We start from the raw sequence: 14,827 nt of genomic DNA, 5'->3' as shown, positions 1-14,827 counted from the left end.
GGGCAATAACAGTCGTCGCTGCCGTATTTTGTAAGGGATAAACCATGAGAAATGTCGCGCCTGTTGCCTTACTGCTGGCATTAACGCTCTGTACCCTGCGGGTGAATGCCGAAGATGAACCGCAAATTATTACGCCGGAAGGCCTGGCCACCAGCCAGATGCTGCCCTCGCTGGACGGCGCGGTTGCCGATCTGCCGCTGAGCGCCGCCGCCCCCGGCAGCCTGACGCTCAACGACGCAGTGAGTCGCGCCGTGAGCTGGCATCCTTCTATTCGTGAATCCATCGGCAAACTGCTCTCACAAAATGAGCAGATCGACGTGGCGAAATCAAAATATTACCCTCAGGTTTCTGCCGGGATGAACAACGGTTACAGCAATACTTACACCGATCACGGCTTTAGCCCGGCCCTGGTTATTTCAGTGTCGCAAATGCTGTACGACTTCGGCAAAGTGGCAAGCCAGGTCCGTGCTGAAACCGCCGGATCCGCACAACAGCAGGCGAATGTGTTACTCAGTATTGATACCATCGCCCACGCAACCGCCAACGCGATAGTCCAGGTGCAGACGTGGCAGCAAATGGTGGACGCCGCCGAAGAGCAGCTCAGCGCCTTGAACGGTATTGGTCGGCTGACCCGTCAACGCAATGATGAAGGGGCAACCTCCCTATCCGACGTGGTGCAAACCGATGCGCGTATCGAGTCTGCACGTTCTCAGTTGGCGCAGTATCAGGCCAATCTCGACAGCAGCAAGGCAACGCTGATGAGCTTCCTCGGCTGGAACTCGCTTAACGGCATCAGCAACGAATTTCCGGTCAAACTGGACAGCAGTTGTGATGTGGTCAAACCGGACGATAAGCTGGTTCCCGCGGTGCTGGCGGCATGGGCGCAGGCGAATGTGGCCCAGGCAAATCTCGATTACGCCAACGCGCAGATGACGCCCACTATCTCCCTGGAGCCGTCGGTTCAGCACTATCTCAACGACAAATACCCCAGCCATGAGGTGCTCGACAAAACCCAGTACTCCACGTGGGTAAAAGTCGAGATGCCGCTGTATCAGGGGGGCGGACTCACCGCCAGACGCAACGCCGCCAGTCACGCGGTAGAGTCTGCACAGTACTCCATCCAGCGTACCCGACTTGAAGTACGGCAGAAATTACTGGAATCCCGCAGCCAGGCAATGAGCCTCGCCACTGCCCTGCAGATCCTGCGTCGCCAGCAACGGCTGAGTGAACAAACGCGCGAGCTTTATCAACAGCAGTATCTGGACCTCGGGTCACGCCCACTGCTCGACGTGCTTAACGCCGAGCAGGAGGTATATCAGGCCCGTTTTGCTGAACTCCAGACTCAAAACCAGCTGCGCCAGCTCCAGTTGAACTGCCTCTATAACACCGGCTCGCTTCGCCAGGCGTTCGCCTTAAATAACCGCAGTATTCAATCGGTGGAGATAAAGCTATGAGCGACGTCGATACACATGCGGAAGATGCGATTGGCGAACACGCCCTGAGCCAGTGGGCGCTGGCGATGACGCATATTGCCAGCCACTATCGCGTTGCCTGTTCGCCCGGCGCAATCCAGGCCAACGCCCCGTGGTTTGCGGGAAAAAGCCGAGCTATGGCCCTGGCGCAGCTGGCGCGTCAGGCAGGGCTGTCATTTCATGCGCTGGATACCGCCACGCAGGCATTCGGCCAGTGGCGTCTGCCGGTGGTGGCGGAACTGCGCGACGGCCAACTGATGGTGATAGAACATTTCAACGGTGAAGATGCGTTGGATGTTTTTATCATCGCCGAAGAGGGCCAGCGTAACCGACTCACAGTTGCAGAACTTCTGCCGGAGATCGTGAGCATTACCGCGCTGCGCCCGCTGTCGGCGCTGAAGGACAGTCGGGTAGACCGCTATATTTCGCGCTTCAAGCCCGACTGGATGCGCGAACTGGTGTTACAGGACATCCGCCCTTACCTGCCGGTCATGGTTGCCGCCTTTCTGATTAACGTCCTGTCGCTCGCCGGGATTATCTTTTCGATGCAGGTCTATGATCGGGTGATCCCCGCCCAGTCTTATCCAACGCTGTATGTTCTCTCCACCGGCGTTCTGGTGGCGGTGCTGTTTGGCTTTTTGCTGCGCGAAGCGCGTACCCACATAATGGACCTGCTCGGCAAACGCGCTGATATGCGCATTTCCGATCGCGTGTTCAGCCACGCATTGCGGCTGCGCAACAGCGCCGTCCCCCGCTCGACGGGGAGCTTTATTTCTCAACTGCGCGAGCTGGAACAGGTTCGCGAGATGATCACCTCCTCGACCCTGTCGACGATTGTCGATCTACCGTTTTTCTTTTTGTTTATCGTGGTGCTGGCCTTTATCGCCCCGCCGCTGGCGTGGATAGCCCCCGTCGCGGCCCTGCTGATGATCCTGCCTGGTTTGCTGTTACAGAAGAAACTGGCGGTGCTCGCCAACCAGGCAGCGCATGAATCCACCCTGCGCAACGCGGTGCTGGTCGAGAGCGTTCAGGGGCTGGAAGATATCAAGCTGATGCAGGCGGAAAACCGCTTTTTACAACAGTGGAACAGCTACATCCGTATTACCGGAGAGTCCGGGCTGCGCACGCGCAAGCTGACTCAGGGGCTGATTGGCTGGGGCATGTCGGTACAAAGCCTGGTCTACGCCGCCATCATTATGTTCGGCGCGCCGATGGTCATTGAAGGCACAATGACCACCGGGGCGGTGGTGGCCGCGTCGATGCTCGGTTCCAGAATGATTGCCCCGATGGCGAACCTGTGCGGCGTGCTGGCCCGCTGGCAGCAGGTCAAGGCGGCGAAGATGGGGTTAGACAGCATCATGCAGCTTCCCACCGAAACGCAGTACGATGAAGACCGGGTGCATCAGGAGATTTTTCACGGCCATTATCTGTTTGAAAACGCGCACTTTCGCTACCACAGCGACGATCAACGCGTTCCGCTGCGCATCTCGCGTCTGGAGGTCATGCCCGGCGAACGGGTGGCGATCCTCGGGCGTAACGGCGCCGGGAAATCAACACTGCTACAGGCCATGGCGGGTGGCGTAGAGATTATCCAGGGCGATGTCCGACTCGATAACCTGAGCCTGGCGCAGATCGATATGGCCGATTTACGCCGAAATATCGGTTTTCTCAGTCAGAATGCGCGGCTGTTTTTCGGCACCCTGCGCGAGAACCTGACCCTCGGCGCACCGCATGCCAGCGACGCGCAGATCTTCGAAGCGCTGGAGGTGAGCGGCGCGGCGGCTTTCGTTAAACAACTCGCCAAAGGGCTGGCGCACCCCATTATGGAGGGCGGCAACGGTCTGTCCGGTGGACAACGGCAGTCGATCCTGCTGGCAAGAATGCTGCTGCGATCGCCCAATATCGTGCTGCTCGACGAACCCAGCGCCTCGCTGGATGAACATACCGAACGAGAGTTTATTCAGCGCCTGAACCAGTGGCTGGGCAACCGAACATTGATTGTCGCCACCCATCGCGTACCGGTTCTGGAGCTGGTCGAGCGCGTAGTGGTGTTAAAAGAAGGTCAACTGGTCATGGATGCCCCGAAAGCGCAGGCGCTGAATGCGAGCCGGGCACCAGCCCCTACTCACGGTCGGGAGTGGAAAAATGAAAACCAATCCGCATGACGCTGCCATGGACGACCTCGATATCCGCCGCGAGCACCGTTTCTCCGGGGCCAGCCGCATTATTCTGCTCAGCACGCTGCTGTTTGCCGTCCTGGGTATCTGGGCGTATTTCGGCAAGCTGGATGAAGTCTCGACCGGCAGCGGGAAGGTAATCCCCAGCTCGCGCGAGCAGGTCTTGCAGTCGCTGGATGGCGGCATTCTCGCCGAGCTCACGGTACGCGAGGGAGATAAAGTACAGGCTAATCAGATTGTCGCGCGCCTCGACCCCACTCGCTCTGAGTCCAACGTTGGGGAGAGCGCCGCCCGCTATCGCGCTTCACTGGCTTCCAGCGCAAGGCTCAATGCCGAAGTTAACGATCTGCCGCTCGTTTTTCCCGCTTCACTACGCGCCTGGCCGGATCTCATCGCCTCCGAAACGCGCTTGTATAAAAGTCGCCGCGCGCAGCTCGCTGATTCTATGGCAGAACTGCAGGATGCGCTGGTCTCGGTAAATAAAGAGCTGGCCATAACCCAACGGCTGGAAAAAAGTGGTGCCGCCAGCCACGTTGAAGTGCTGCGTCTGCAACGACAAAAAAGCGATTTGGGATTAAAAATCACCGATCTGCGCTCACAATACTTCGTGCAGGCGCGGGAAGCGCTGTCAAAAGCCAATGCCGAAGTGGATATGCTGGCGGCTATTTTGAAAGGACGCGAGGATTCCGTCACCCGCCTGACCGTGCGCGCGCCGATGCGCGGTATTGTGAAAAACATCCAGGTCACTACCATTGGCGGCGTTATCCCGCCCAATGGCGAGATGATGGAGATTGTACCGCTGGACGATCATCTGCTGATAGAAACCCGCCTGTCTCCGCGCGATATCGCGTTCATCCACCCCGGCCAACGGGCGCTGGTGAAAATAACCGCTTATGACTACGCGATTTATGGCGGTCTGGAAGGCGTAGTCGAAACTATTTCCCCGGATACTATTCAAGACAAAGTGAAACCGGAGATATTCTACTACCGCGTGTTTATCCGCACCCATCAGGACTTCTTACAGAACAAACTGGGACGCCATTTCTCCATCGTACCGGGAATGATTGCCACAGTGGATATAAAAACAGGTGAAAAAACCATCGTCGACTATTTAATCAAACCGTTTAATCGCGCAAAAGAAGCGCTGCGCGAGCGGTAAATCCTTGAGGATTAGGGGTTGCGGGGGCTGGTCACGCGTGTCACAAGTCTGTTATACTTGCTCTAACACATTGGGGCTGATTCTGGATTCGACGGGATTCGCGAAACCCAAGGTGCATGCCGAGGGGCGGTTGGCCTCGTAAAAAGCCGCAAAAAAATAGTCGCAAACGACGAAAACTACGCTTTAGCAGCTTAATAACCTGCTCTGAGCCCTCTCTCCCTAGCTTCCGCTCTTAAGACGGGGATCAAAGAGAGGTCAAACCCAAAAGAGATCGCGTGGAGGCCCTGCCTGGGGTTGAAGCGTTAAATCTAATCAGGCTAGTCTGGTAGTGGCGTGTCTGTCCGCAGGTGCCAGGCGAATGTAAAGACTGACTAAGCATGTAGTACCGAGGATGTAGGAATTTCGGACGCGGGTTCAACTCCCGCCAGCTCCACCAAAATTCTCCATCGGTGATTACCAGAGTCATCCGATGAAGTCCTAAGAGCCCGCACGGCGCAAGCCCTGCGGGCTTTTTTGTGCCCTCAATTTGTCCCGCGAAGTCCGAAGAGAACTAATTAAATCCGAACCTTTTAGGCCCATTGATAGGCCCAACGAAAAGCTCTATTGTTTTCGTTGGGCCTAAACGCATGGATACTTACACATACTTAATATATCCATGCTTAATAACGACAACTAATTATTATTTAACCTAACACTGAATGCGGCTTTTTGACCCACCACAAAATTACCGTATTGATCGCTCACAGCTGCACAAAATGGATAAATACCGTCATCAGCACTTACAGTTTTTTCCTAAAGCCAGCGCTTCGTTCGTGTGCCATGCTTAATCACGCTAATAACTTATAACGCTAAGCGAGGATATTATGAAAAAGACAATTATCGCATTATCTGCAATTCTGCTGGCTTCTCCCGTTATTGCCGCGACGACACACGCAACTGATAATGATGTAGCCGCCGCGCACGAAAATGCCAATACCGCAAAAGAAAAACTGCATCAGGCACAGAATCAGGGCGAAGAGCAAAAATTAAAAGCAAAACATGCTGCTGAAGGTAAACAAGATGACCTGAGCAGTAAAGTGAGTGAAGGCTCACAAAAAGCCTGGAATACAACCAAAGAAGGTACTGAAAAAGGTTGGAATGCAACAAAAGAAGGTACCGAGAAAGGCTGGAATAAGACCAAAGAAGGTGCTGCCTCCGTTGAGAAAAAAGTCAGCGAGTAATCTTCCAGCCATTCAATAATAAAAAGCCGCTTTCGCGGTTTTTTATTATTAGCAATCCTTATAATAAACGTAGAAACGCATTAAAGGGTATTGGTTTACTGAACAGATACCCCTGCCCAAAGCTAACGTTAATCCGTCGCAGCCTCTCCATCTGTTCTTCACTTTCTATTCCTTCCGCCACCAGTGGGATCCTGGCCAGTTCAGACAGGTGAACAATATTGCTGATGATAGTATCACTCACGCCGCCTTTACCCAGTGAGTCGATAAACATCTTATCAACTTTCAAGAACCGCGGCGAAATGCGTTGCAGCGCAGCATAGTTAGAATATCCGGTCCCAAAGTCATCCAGGGCTAGCGCAGCGCCTGCCTCTTTCAAGCGCCTCAGAACACTTTCACGGATCAGATTCTGCTGCCGTTCGGTGATTTCCAGCATTACGCCAATATGAAACAAGTTCATCCGCTGAATAAAGGCGATAGTGGCATCGGTAAATTCATGATCCTCCAGTGAAAGTGGAGGTACGTTAATACCGATATGAAATGGTATATCACACTGAGCCCTAAGGCACCGCATATCAACCTCTACCTGCGTCAACAATTTTAGCGTCAGCGCATTGATCAAGCCGCTATGTTCAGCCGTGTGGATAAATTCGTTAGGGGGAATAATTCCCTGCTCAGGGTGATTCCAGCGAACAAGGACTTCAGCCCCGACGATTTTTCCGCAAGCGAGTTCAACGACGGGCTGATAAAACGGAATAAATTCATCATTATTAATCGCACGCTGCAGTATTTTTATCGGTGATATCCGCTGCGCCCGGCGTAAGTGGAAATATAACAGCAAAGACAGAACCACAAATAAAATAAGAAGATAATGATTATCCCGCACATAATCCGCAATGCCATCCTGTGAATCCGTCACAATCCAGAAAGGATAGTTTTGCGAGGCCATCTGCACGAAAGGATGTTTTTCTGGATACAATAAAAAATGCACATCAATTTTTTCTTTACGGGCAAAATCCATAAGAATTTTTTCGATCGCCGCTTTATATACTGCAACAGCCACCACCTGCCCCTGAAACGGAAAATAGATTATATACATCTCCGTGTTCAGCCGATAAATCTGTTCAATCATCAGTGAGTGTGTAGTCGTTCCATTGGAAATAATCCCCGGCAATTCTCGGCCTTCAAGAGAAGAGCAGTTCCACTCACCGTTCCTGATGATACTGACTGAACGAATCTTCTCGCCAGACGCCGTAAGAAGACGCAATTTTCGTAGCAGATCGTCAGTGCAATTCTCTTGTATATGTGCGCTGGCTAACACAGCCAGTGTATTTACGTCGTCAAATATCGTATCGATTTCTTCGACCAGGCTATTTATCGCGTGTTCTCTGACAAGTTGTCCCTCTCTATCCCATTGCTGCCATGACGTCAGCACACCGGCCAGAAGAAAAAGCAACACCAGCATGATGGGTGTGATTTTCTTGGTTACAGACATGATTAACTCGTGTTGTTGAACAGAGCGCCCCGAAGGACGCTTTTTTGAGATTTTTTCAGGAGGAAATGGCCAGACTGACATGCGCCAGTCTGGCTGAACTTGCCCGGTAGAATCAGCTTAGAAGTTCCATTTCACACCTACCATCGCAGCGCTGTCGTTATACCCTTTGTCGCCAGCCTGAACCCCGATATTGCCCCACAGATTAAGACGAGGACTCACCTGTCCCTCCACACCCACTTTTACCTCGGCTATATTTTTCGCTCCATCCTGGCGCACATTCACGCCATCCATGGTCGTACTGAAATCGCGTGAATTGTGCAGCCAGTTCAGCTCGGCAAACGGCTGGAATTCACGCTCTTTAGCGTTATCCATCTGGTGATGGCTCTTAATCCAGGTTTTCAGGCCCAGTCTGGTCTGCACATTACCATTACCGTTGCTGGTGATACGGGTACCGTTACTTTCACGATGGTCGTTCGCCTTCACTCCCATCCAGACTGCCTGCGCCTGAGGTTGTATGTACCATTCGTTCAGCGTTCCGTGACTGCCGGCAAACTCGCCCATTTTTTGGGCATATCCCATTTCCAGCGAAGCGGTAACCCCTTTCGATTTGTACGATTCGCCTTGCAGGTCATCGCCTTTAACATTGTTATCAAACCAGCTGTACTGAGCCCAGCTGTCCAGCCAGGCGCCGTTATGCGACGCATCATTGGCATACCACGTGGCATAAACGCCGGTGCTGTAGCCATTCACTGAGCCTTTTGAACGATAGCCCGTGCGTGAAGACTGGGTATTGCTGTGATCGTTACCGTAGCCCGCCATCACGCCAAGGTGCCAGCGATCAAGCCCACTCTGGCTCCATTGCGCAATGTCGCCCCCCAGTTGCAATACGTAACGGTTGCTCTGGGTTTTCAACTGGCCGCTACCGTCACGCCAGTTGTTGTGCCCACCGACGTGGCGCATCCACATGCTGGTGACTTTCTGCTCGCCGGTCAGGGCATCGATATACTGCGTTTCGCCCAGACGATCGTGCAAACGGGTGACGAACATGTTGTTGGCTGCCGCCAGGTTAGCCGTGTAGCTGCCGCCTTCCGGACGCAGATCTTTATCGGGATCTGGATCCGGGTTTGGCTGCGGATCGGGGTTGGTTTTACCGCTGGTCAGATACCAGTTGCCGCTGTTTTCATCCTGACCACGTCCAAGGCTGTAGTCATATGCCCCCGCCACAATACGGCCAGCCTGAATAAACTCACCGTCCGATACGCCATCAACATGGATAACTTCGATACCATCAATCGTTGCGGCACCTTTCCCACCGGCGTTAGTGACGCTGACAGAAGTAGTGCCACTGGTATCACCTTTCACCACCAGCTTATCCGTAACGGAATTGTCATCCCCCAGCGAGGTGTTTAAGGAAAGATGACCATCATTACCCGTGTAATTGCCATTGACCACCAGTTGATTACCGGCCTGCTGACCATTCACACCGGTTGCGAGGATACCGCTGTTAACCAGGTCTCCCTCTACAGTGAACAGGAGGTTGTCACCGGTCCCGGTACCCACCTGCAGCACACCGGCGTTATTCACATTACCTGCGACGCCCCCTACACCCGAGAGCATCCCCGCCGTAGCTATGTTGACCTCGGTACTGGCAAGCGTGACGGGAGATGTGCCGTCACCCAGAACCAGGCCGCCCTGCTCAATATCCGTTTTCCCCGTCCAGGCGGCGTTATCACCGACGGTAATGGATCCGGCTCCCAGCTTGGTCACGTCGCCGCTACCATAAACGTCGTTATTAAGCTGCCAGTCGGTATGACTGTCCAGCACCAGTGAACCGCTATTGCGCACCTCTGCGCTGCCCAGATTTTCTGCGGTGAACGCGGTGAGCCGGGAATCCGCATCAATAGCAAATTGTCCCGTAAAGGCACTATTGTTGCCCACCAGCGCGACATCGCTTTCGGTAAGTTCAATCCGTCCGGCATCGCTGATGCTGTTGTAAAGCACACCTGCCGCCTTATTCATCGTCAGCGTTCCCGCCGCCACAATATCGCCCGTGCCGAGACCCAGCGTCGTGTTCATCAGCACGCGCGCACCTTCTGCAATGGTCGTTTTTGCCGTCAGCGTGCTGTTTTCACCGGTGATGGTCAGCGTATCGCCATTGATGTTTAGCGCGCCGCTTCCGGTCAATATTCCATCGGCTGTTCCGCCCTGCTCCAGGGTCAGGCTACCGCCATTGATGTTCAGCAGTGAGTCAGCCCCCGCCGTCAGCTTACCGACAGTCTGGCTATGACCATTCATGTCAAAACCGGTATCGGCGGCCAGACGTAGTTCACCGGTCTGTCCCAGAACATTATCGTTTTTCATCAGCAGGTTGCCGCTGCGCACATCGGTGATACCGGTGTAATCGTTATCCATATTCGATAGCGATACCGTCTGGCCTTTGGCGCTGTCAAACGCCAGATCGCCACTGCCAGTCACGCGAGCGCTCAGATCTGCGGCATTACCGGTTTTTCCGTTCGCATCCAGGACCAGTGCATTGTCTCCGGATGCGAGCAGTTCGACTTGTGTCAGACCATAGCTAATGTACAGTCCATCATCGTTATCCCCTCCGGTGAGGCGATAATCATAGGTTCCATTCGCAACAATCTCGCCATTTTGGCTGATGCCGGCTTCAACCCCATCGCTGATGATATTGCCATTGCTATCGGTCAGCGTCAGATTGCCCGCACCGCCGGTGACGGAAGAATCAGATGTTGCCAGTTGAATCAGGGACTGCGCATCGTCCTGCTCAAGAAGTGATAGCGTGGTATCAGCCAGCGGACGATCGTTCGTAATCGTGCCGGTATCAACCTGCACGGTTCCGCGTCCGGAGAGATCCATCGCGCCAGCATGAATTGTTCCTTCGGAACTGCTCTGCCCCGGCGTCACCCCGTCAAAGCTGACGGTGCCGCCGTTAAACGCCAGGCCTCCGATATTTTGCTCACCGGACCCCACGTGGGTGACGTTCCCCTCGCCTACATTTAATGTTGCCTGGCTCAGCGCCTGAGTATTTAATCCAGCCAGCTCAAAGGTGCTGTTCGTTAGCGCCAGCGTACCGTTGAATCCATCTGCCGCATTGTTGCTGGTAAAATCAAACGCATTACCGCTGGCATCAACGGCGACAGTTCCGGTTCCCGCCAGATGGCTATTAAAAGCCAGCGCAGCGTCAGAATTCAGCGACAAGGTGCTGGTCGTATCAATGTTGTAACCCGTACCGGTCGCATCGTTTTGGTTATCACCCAACGCAAAATCAACATTATTAACGGTAAATACTGAACCAGCAGTCAGATCGATATGCTCCATGCCGGTAATAGCATCAGCGTGATTGAGGATGTACTGTGCGTTATTCAACTGAAGTGTATCCTCCCCATCACCACCATTGAGGCTGGTAAACAGTGAGGTTTCTGTCTCTTTGACATCTTTCAGTAGGTACAGATCGTTACCACTGCCCGTCTTGATGTCGGTTGCGGTACTGCCAGACTCCAGCGTAACGGTGTTATCACCGCTCATCAGGTTAACCTGACCAACAATGCTGGCTCCCGCCGCGTTAGTAAACGCGATGCCTGCCCCCGAGAGCATTTCTACCGCTTTTTGCGACGCATCCAGCGCTTTAATAACGCCTTTATTGATAAACGTTTCCAGGGAACCGTTATCAACATTCACCACCGCGTGGCTGGTCGATTTCGATGTCAACTCACCAGCCTGTTCAACATTTTTGGTCGTGCCACCGACAATCAACGCTTCACCACCGTTAACGTCGAGTACGTTAACGCTGACGCCCGTTTTCAGGTCGGTTGACGCATTGGTGACGATCCCTTTACCCGCAGCCTGCTCAACATTGATAACCAGATCGCGCGAGTCAGACATATCCAGCGTTTGATTCGTTTCGCTGCCGTCGATATTTTCAAACAGGATCCCCGTACCGCTCCCCGTTACATTAATCGTTCCGGAGTTGGTCTGCGCCAGGGATGCTCCGGTATGAATACCGATTCCATTCCCCACACTGATAGTTGTATCTTTTAGCTGGATACCCGCAATGTTGGCGACGTTTTCAATCGCGCTTCCTTTACCCGTACTGTCCATCGTGATGATGGCTCCATCGACCAGCAGACCTTTCGCACCGGCGGCCAACAAGATACCGTGCGCGTCTCCCGATGCTTTGGTTTCTCCCGAACCCGTCAAACTTAATGACGCATCATTGCCCACGAGATAGGCTGCGGTGCCATCCGTCGCGGTAACCGTCGCATTGTTGTTCACAACGGAATCAGCGCCTTCGATGCTGACCGCCACGCCATTAACCTTGATGTCGCCGTCGTTATTCAACGTACCACCGGAAACCAGCACGCCTGTGCTGCCCGCCTGGTCAAAGTCGATGCTGCCTTTATGGTTGAGCGTACCGCCGTTGCGGGCGATGTAGCCGAAAGCACCATCCGCCGTATTACTGGTATTCAGCGTGGCGTAACTGGTCAGGATTGAGTCACCTTTCTGATTCTCATCGACATTCCCGGACAAGTCATAATAATTACCGTCCACAATCCCGGCGGTGGTGTCTTTACCGGAAAGTTTCACGATCACCGCGTCTTTGGTGATAACCCCATCCGCTCCGCCTTCAACCCGAATCCCGGTCGCGCCGTCCCCCGTGATACTCAGCGATTGCGAGCCGGAATCAAAATGGCTCCCCGTCCCGGTCACCTGCAGAATAGTGCTGTCGGTGCCTGATGCCGTCATTGTCGTACCAGACGACCCGCTGCCATCAAAAGTCGCCCCACCTTCTATGCGATATAATGTTGACCCTTCAGTCGAGACATCTTGCGTATTGGTAGAGGAGGCGTTTACTTTTGAACCTTCACCATAAATAAAATAGCCAATCTGGTTTTTGCCACTGGTAAATGAGACTTTGCCCGTATCGGTAATATCGATAACGCCGCCGTCACGAACGTGCAGACCAATGGCGTTATCAGCAGCAAGATTCACACTCCCACTCATCGTGAGTTGAGACCCGGTCCCCTCGACCCAGGCACCAATATTTTTTAATGTATTATCCGTGGTACTACCATTGGTGATATTTATCGTACCCGAGTGAAGCGCCTGACTCCCTCCCTGCAGTTCAATACCGCTGGCGCTGTACCCATTGAGGTTAATCGTGCCGCTGTTTACCAGCCCTTTTGCACCGTTAATCCCCATCAGGCCAATATTTTGCGCTGAGCCGATGCCATTGATGTCAATGACGCCGTCCTGGGTAACGTTGATTGCACCAGGAGACGCACTGCCGTTTGCCTGAATGGCAACAGCATTCTCGACTTTTTCTCCGATCGTGATGTTCCCGGTGTTATTGATGGTTCCACTCTTCACAAACATACCAATGGCCGGAAGAGTGACCTGGACTTCACTGGTCGCCTCATCTTTTACCGCTTGTGCAGTGCGTCCGATGTAGAGCGTCCCGTTATTAGTAGCCACTGCATTACGTTGAACAAACACACCGTAGGTATAGACACCATCGGAAGATTTCGCAGGCTCACCTCCGGTGGCAATATTCATTACTCCGTTATTAATAAAGGTCGCCGTGTCATTCATCAGCACGCCATAGGCGTTATAGATATCCTGATGCGAGGCAAGGTTGATGACGCCGTCGTTCTGTACCTTTGTCGTCCCGGTCGCGAGAATCCCGGTATGGGCGCCAACCCACGCATTTTTCACATCAAGACTGGTACCCGCATCAATAACTCCATTGTTATTTACGATGCTATCACGCGCTGAAACGACATAATCACCACCGGCTGCACCGGCGGCAACCCCCAGTGTGCCGTTGTTATTGAGGGTGGCTCCGTCGGTCAGCGTCACCACGGAGGTATCGCTAAAAACCGCCTGAATATTGGCATCAGCAGAAATATTGACGACAGAGCGCGCACCGGAAGCTTTAATAAAACTGTTCACATCACGATTCGCAGCCTGCAACACCGCATCGCCATCCGGGATATTGGTGTCGAAGTGAATGTTTTTCTGTTCCGTGGTATAGGCTTTATGAAGCTCAGCTTCGTAGTCCGTGGGCGAAAGTTGCCCAGCCTCTACGGCTTTCACCAGAGCATCATTGTAGTTTTTTAAATCATCAAGATTATTAACCGTATACTCGCCAAGCGCGCTGGAGAAGGTGCCGTTATAGGTTGCGGTATCAAAGTTATAATCTTTACCGGTATTTTTCGCGACATTACCAACGCTACCGCTTTGTACGATGGTTTTGGCGTTGTAATTCAGTACCGCGTCTTTAGTGTCACTGGCGCTGCTCTCAACGTTATAAACTCCAGAGACCTTGGTGACAGCATTGAAGATATTTGCCGAGTTCGATGCCCAGCCGCTTTCCGTTGAACCAACATTCACATCAAGCGTGCCGCCTGATGTCACTGTCGCCAGCTTCATATTCACATACTGCCCATCACCGACGCTGACCCCCAGATAAGTCGTCAGATCGCCAACGCTGGTAGAGGCAAAATTATCGCTGTCATACACCTGGACTGTACGCGAAGCCCCGGTGATGGGGTCAACGTATTGAATGCTGTGGGTACGACCACCTAAAGTCGTCTGCGTCAGATTTATATTTTCACTACCTGACGAAATATAACCATTATCCATTGCCTGCTGAATAGTCATCGTTTTAAAGCCCGATGCACCAGAGGCAATGCTGCCATATCCTTTAGTACCGGTGATAATATTCATGTTTTCACCGTCACCGACAACAAGTTGCCCTGCGCCATTAGCGTTAGTCGACGGTAAGTAATCAGGCAAGACGTAGTCAGCGGCAAAAGCATATATTGAATGCGTAGCCAGTACGGCACCTATTATACTTAGCGCAATTCTTGAAATATTAAATTTATGCGTTCCAGATTCAATGCGAGCAGAACTATTGGTTTCCACAGAAGCACCACAACGTTTTGCCAGTTCAGAAACAACAACCGCGCAAGAGTGCGAAACACTCCATACCACTTTAAAAATCTTGTTCATCATTACCATTCCGAATAATTCCACGAATACCCTTCCTGGGAAAAATTCGTGGTCACATAGCATTATGGGATGCTCATAATTACCCAGCGGTCAGATACCTCTTCTCTGGAGTTTTTTCCGCTGAAACATTGAGCGATCTGTACATGACGAATGGTATTACCGCATCAACAACCAATCTATTTATACTGATAAATTTTCAATTTATAGATGTTTTATCTAAAAAGATAAGTGATTATAGATTTAAGTATCGATGTCATCACAGGAACACATAAGCA

At 52.6% G+C, this 14,827-nt stretch carries 6 protein-coding genes and 1 other RNA gene; 5 read left to right on the top strand and 2 right to left on the bottom strand.

Annotated features, from left to right (window positions below; genetic code table 11):
- Nucleotides 1-44: 44 nt before the first annotated feature.
- The 5 genes from GFC06_RS10255 to GFC06_RS10235 all read left to right on the top strand — a co-directional run bounded on the left by GFC06_RS10255 (nt 45) and on the right by GFC06_RS10235 (nt 6,028).
- On the top strand, nt 45-1,454 hold the full coding sequence (locus GFC06_RS10255; protein ID WP_046275995.1) for a TolC family outer membrane protein: 1,410 nt from the start codon (nt 45-47) through the stop codon (nt 1,452-1,454).
- Nucleotides 1,451-3,637, top strand: coding sequence for a type I secretion system permease/ATPase (locus tag GFC06_RS10250; protein WP_153690122.1), 2,187 nt, complete (start codon nt 1,451-1,453; stop codon nt 3,635-3,637). Before GFC06_RS10255 ends, GFC06_RS10250 begins: the two co-directional genes overlap by 4 nt.
- A gap of 7 nt (nt 3,638-3,644) precedes the next feature.
- Nucleotides 3,645-4,808, top strand: coding sequence for an HlyD family efflux transporter periplasmic adaptor subunit (locus GFC06_RS10245; RefSeq protein ID WP_085951071.1), 1,164 nt, complete (start codon nt 3,645-3,647; stop codon nt 4,806-4,808).
- A gap of 72 nt (nt 4,809-4,880) precedes the next feature.
- Nucleotides 4,881-5,244, top strand: a transfer-messenger RNA (tmRNA) gene (gene ssrA, locus GFC06_RS10240).
- A 427-nt stretch (nt 5,245-5,671) separates the two neighbouring features.
- The gene (locus GFC06_RS10235) at nt 5,672-6,028 is read left to right on the top strand and encodes a hypothetical protein (RefSeq protein WP_003826111.1); all 357 of its coding nucleotides are present in this window, start codon (nt 5,672-5,674) and stop codon (nt 6,026-6,028) included.
- Between the two features lie 58 nt (nt 6,029-6,086).
- Here GFC06_RS10235 and GFC06_RS10230 read toward each other — a convergent pair whose 3' ends face one another.
- Entirely contained in the window at nt 6,087-7,520 is a 1,434-nt protein-coding gene (locus tag GFC06_RS10230; protein WP_160312096.1) for an EAL domain-containing protein, read from the bottom strand.
- A 117-nt stretch (nt 7,521-7,637) separates the two neighbouring features.
- Nucleotides 7,638-14,552: an autotransporter outer membrane beta-barrel domain-containing protein gene (locus GFC06_RS10225; protein WP_228522559.1), complete on the bottom strand. Its 6,915-nt coding sequence runs from the start codon at nt 14,550-14,552 to the stop codon at nt 7,638-7,640.
- Nucleotides 14,553-14,827: the final 275 nt, after the last annotated feature.

This window comes from Citrobacter braakii (assembly GCF_009648935.1).
In the GTDB taxonomy this organism is placed as follows: domain Bacteria; phylum Pseudomonadota; class Gammaproteobacteria; order Enterobacterales; family Enterobacteriaceae; genus Citrobacter; species Citrobacter braakii.
This window is presented reverse-complemented; position numbering and strand designations above follow the sequence as displayed.

Excerpts from the sequence above, each read along its gene's own strand:
- GFC06_RS10245 (WP_085951071.1), top strand. The coding sequence starts at position 3,645 with ATGGACGACCTCGATATCCGCCGCGAGCACCGTTTCTCCGGGGCCAGC.
- GFC06_RS10255 (WP_046275995.1), top strand. The coding sequence starts at position 45 with ATGAGAAATGTCGCGCCTGTTGCCTTACTGCTGGCATTAACGCTCTGT.
- GFC06_RS10230 (WP_160312096.1), bottom strand. The coding sequence starts at position 7,520 with ATGTCTGTAACCAAGAAAATCACACCCATCATGCTGGTGTTGCTTTTT.
- GFC06_RS10225 (WP_228522559.1), bottom strand. The coding sequence starts at position 14,552 with ATGAACAAGATTTTTAAAGTGGTATGGAGTGTTTCGCACTCTTGCGCG.
- GFC06_RS10250 (WP_153690122.1), top strand. The coding sequence starts at position 1,451 with ATGAGCGACGTCGATACACATGCGGAAGATGCGATTGGCGAACACGCC.
- GFC06_RS10235 (WP_003826111.1), top strand. The coding sequence starts at position 5,672 with ATGAAAAAGACAATTATCGCATTATCTGCAATTCTGCTGGCTTCTCCC.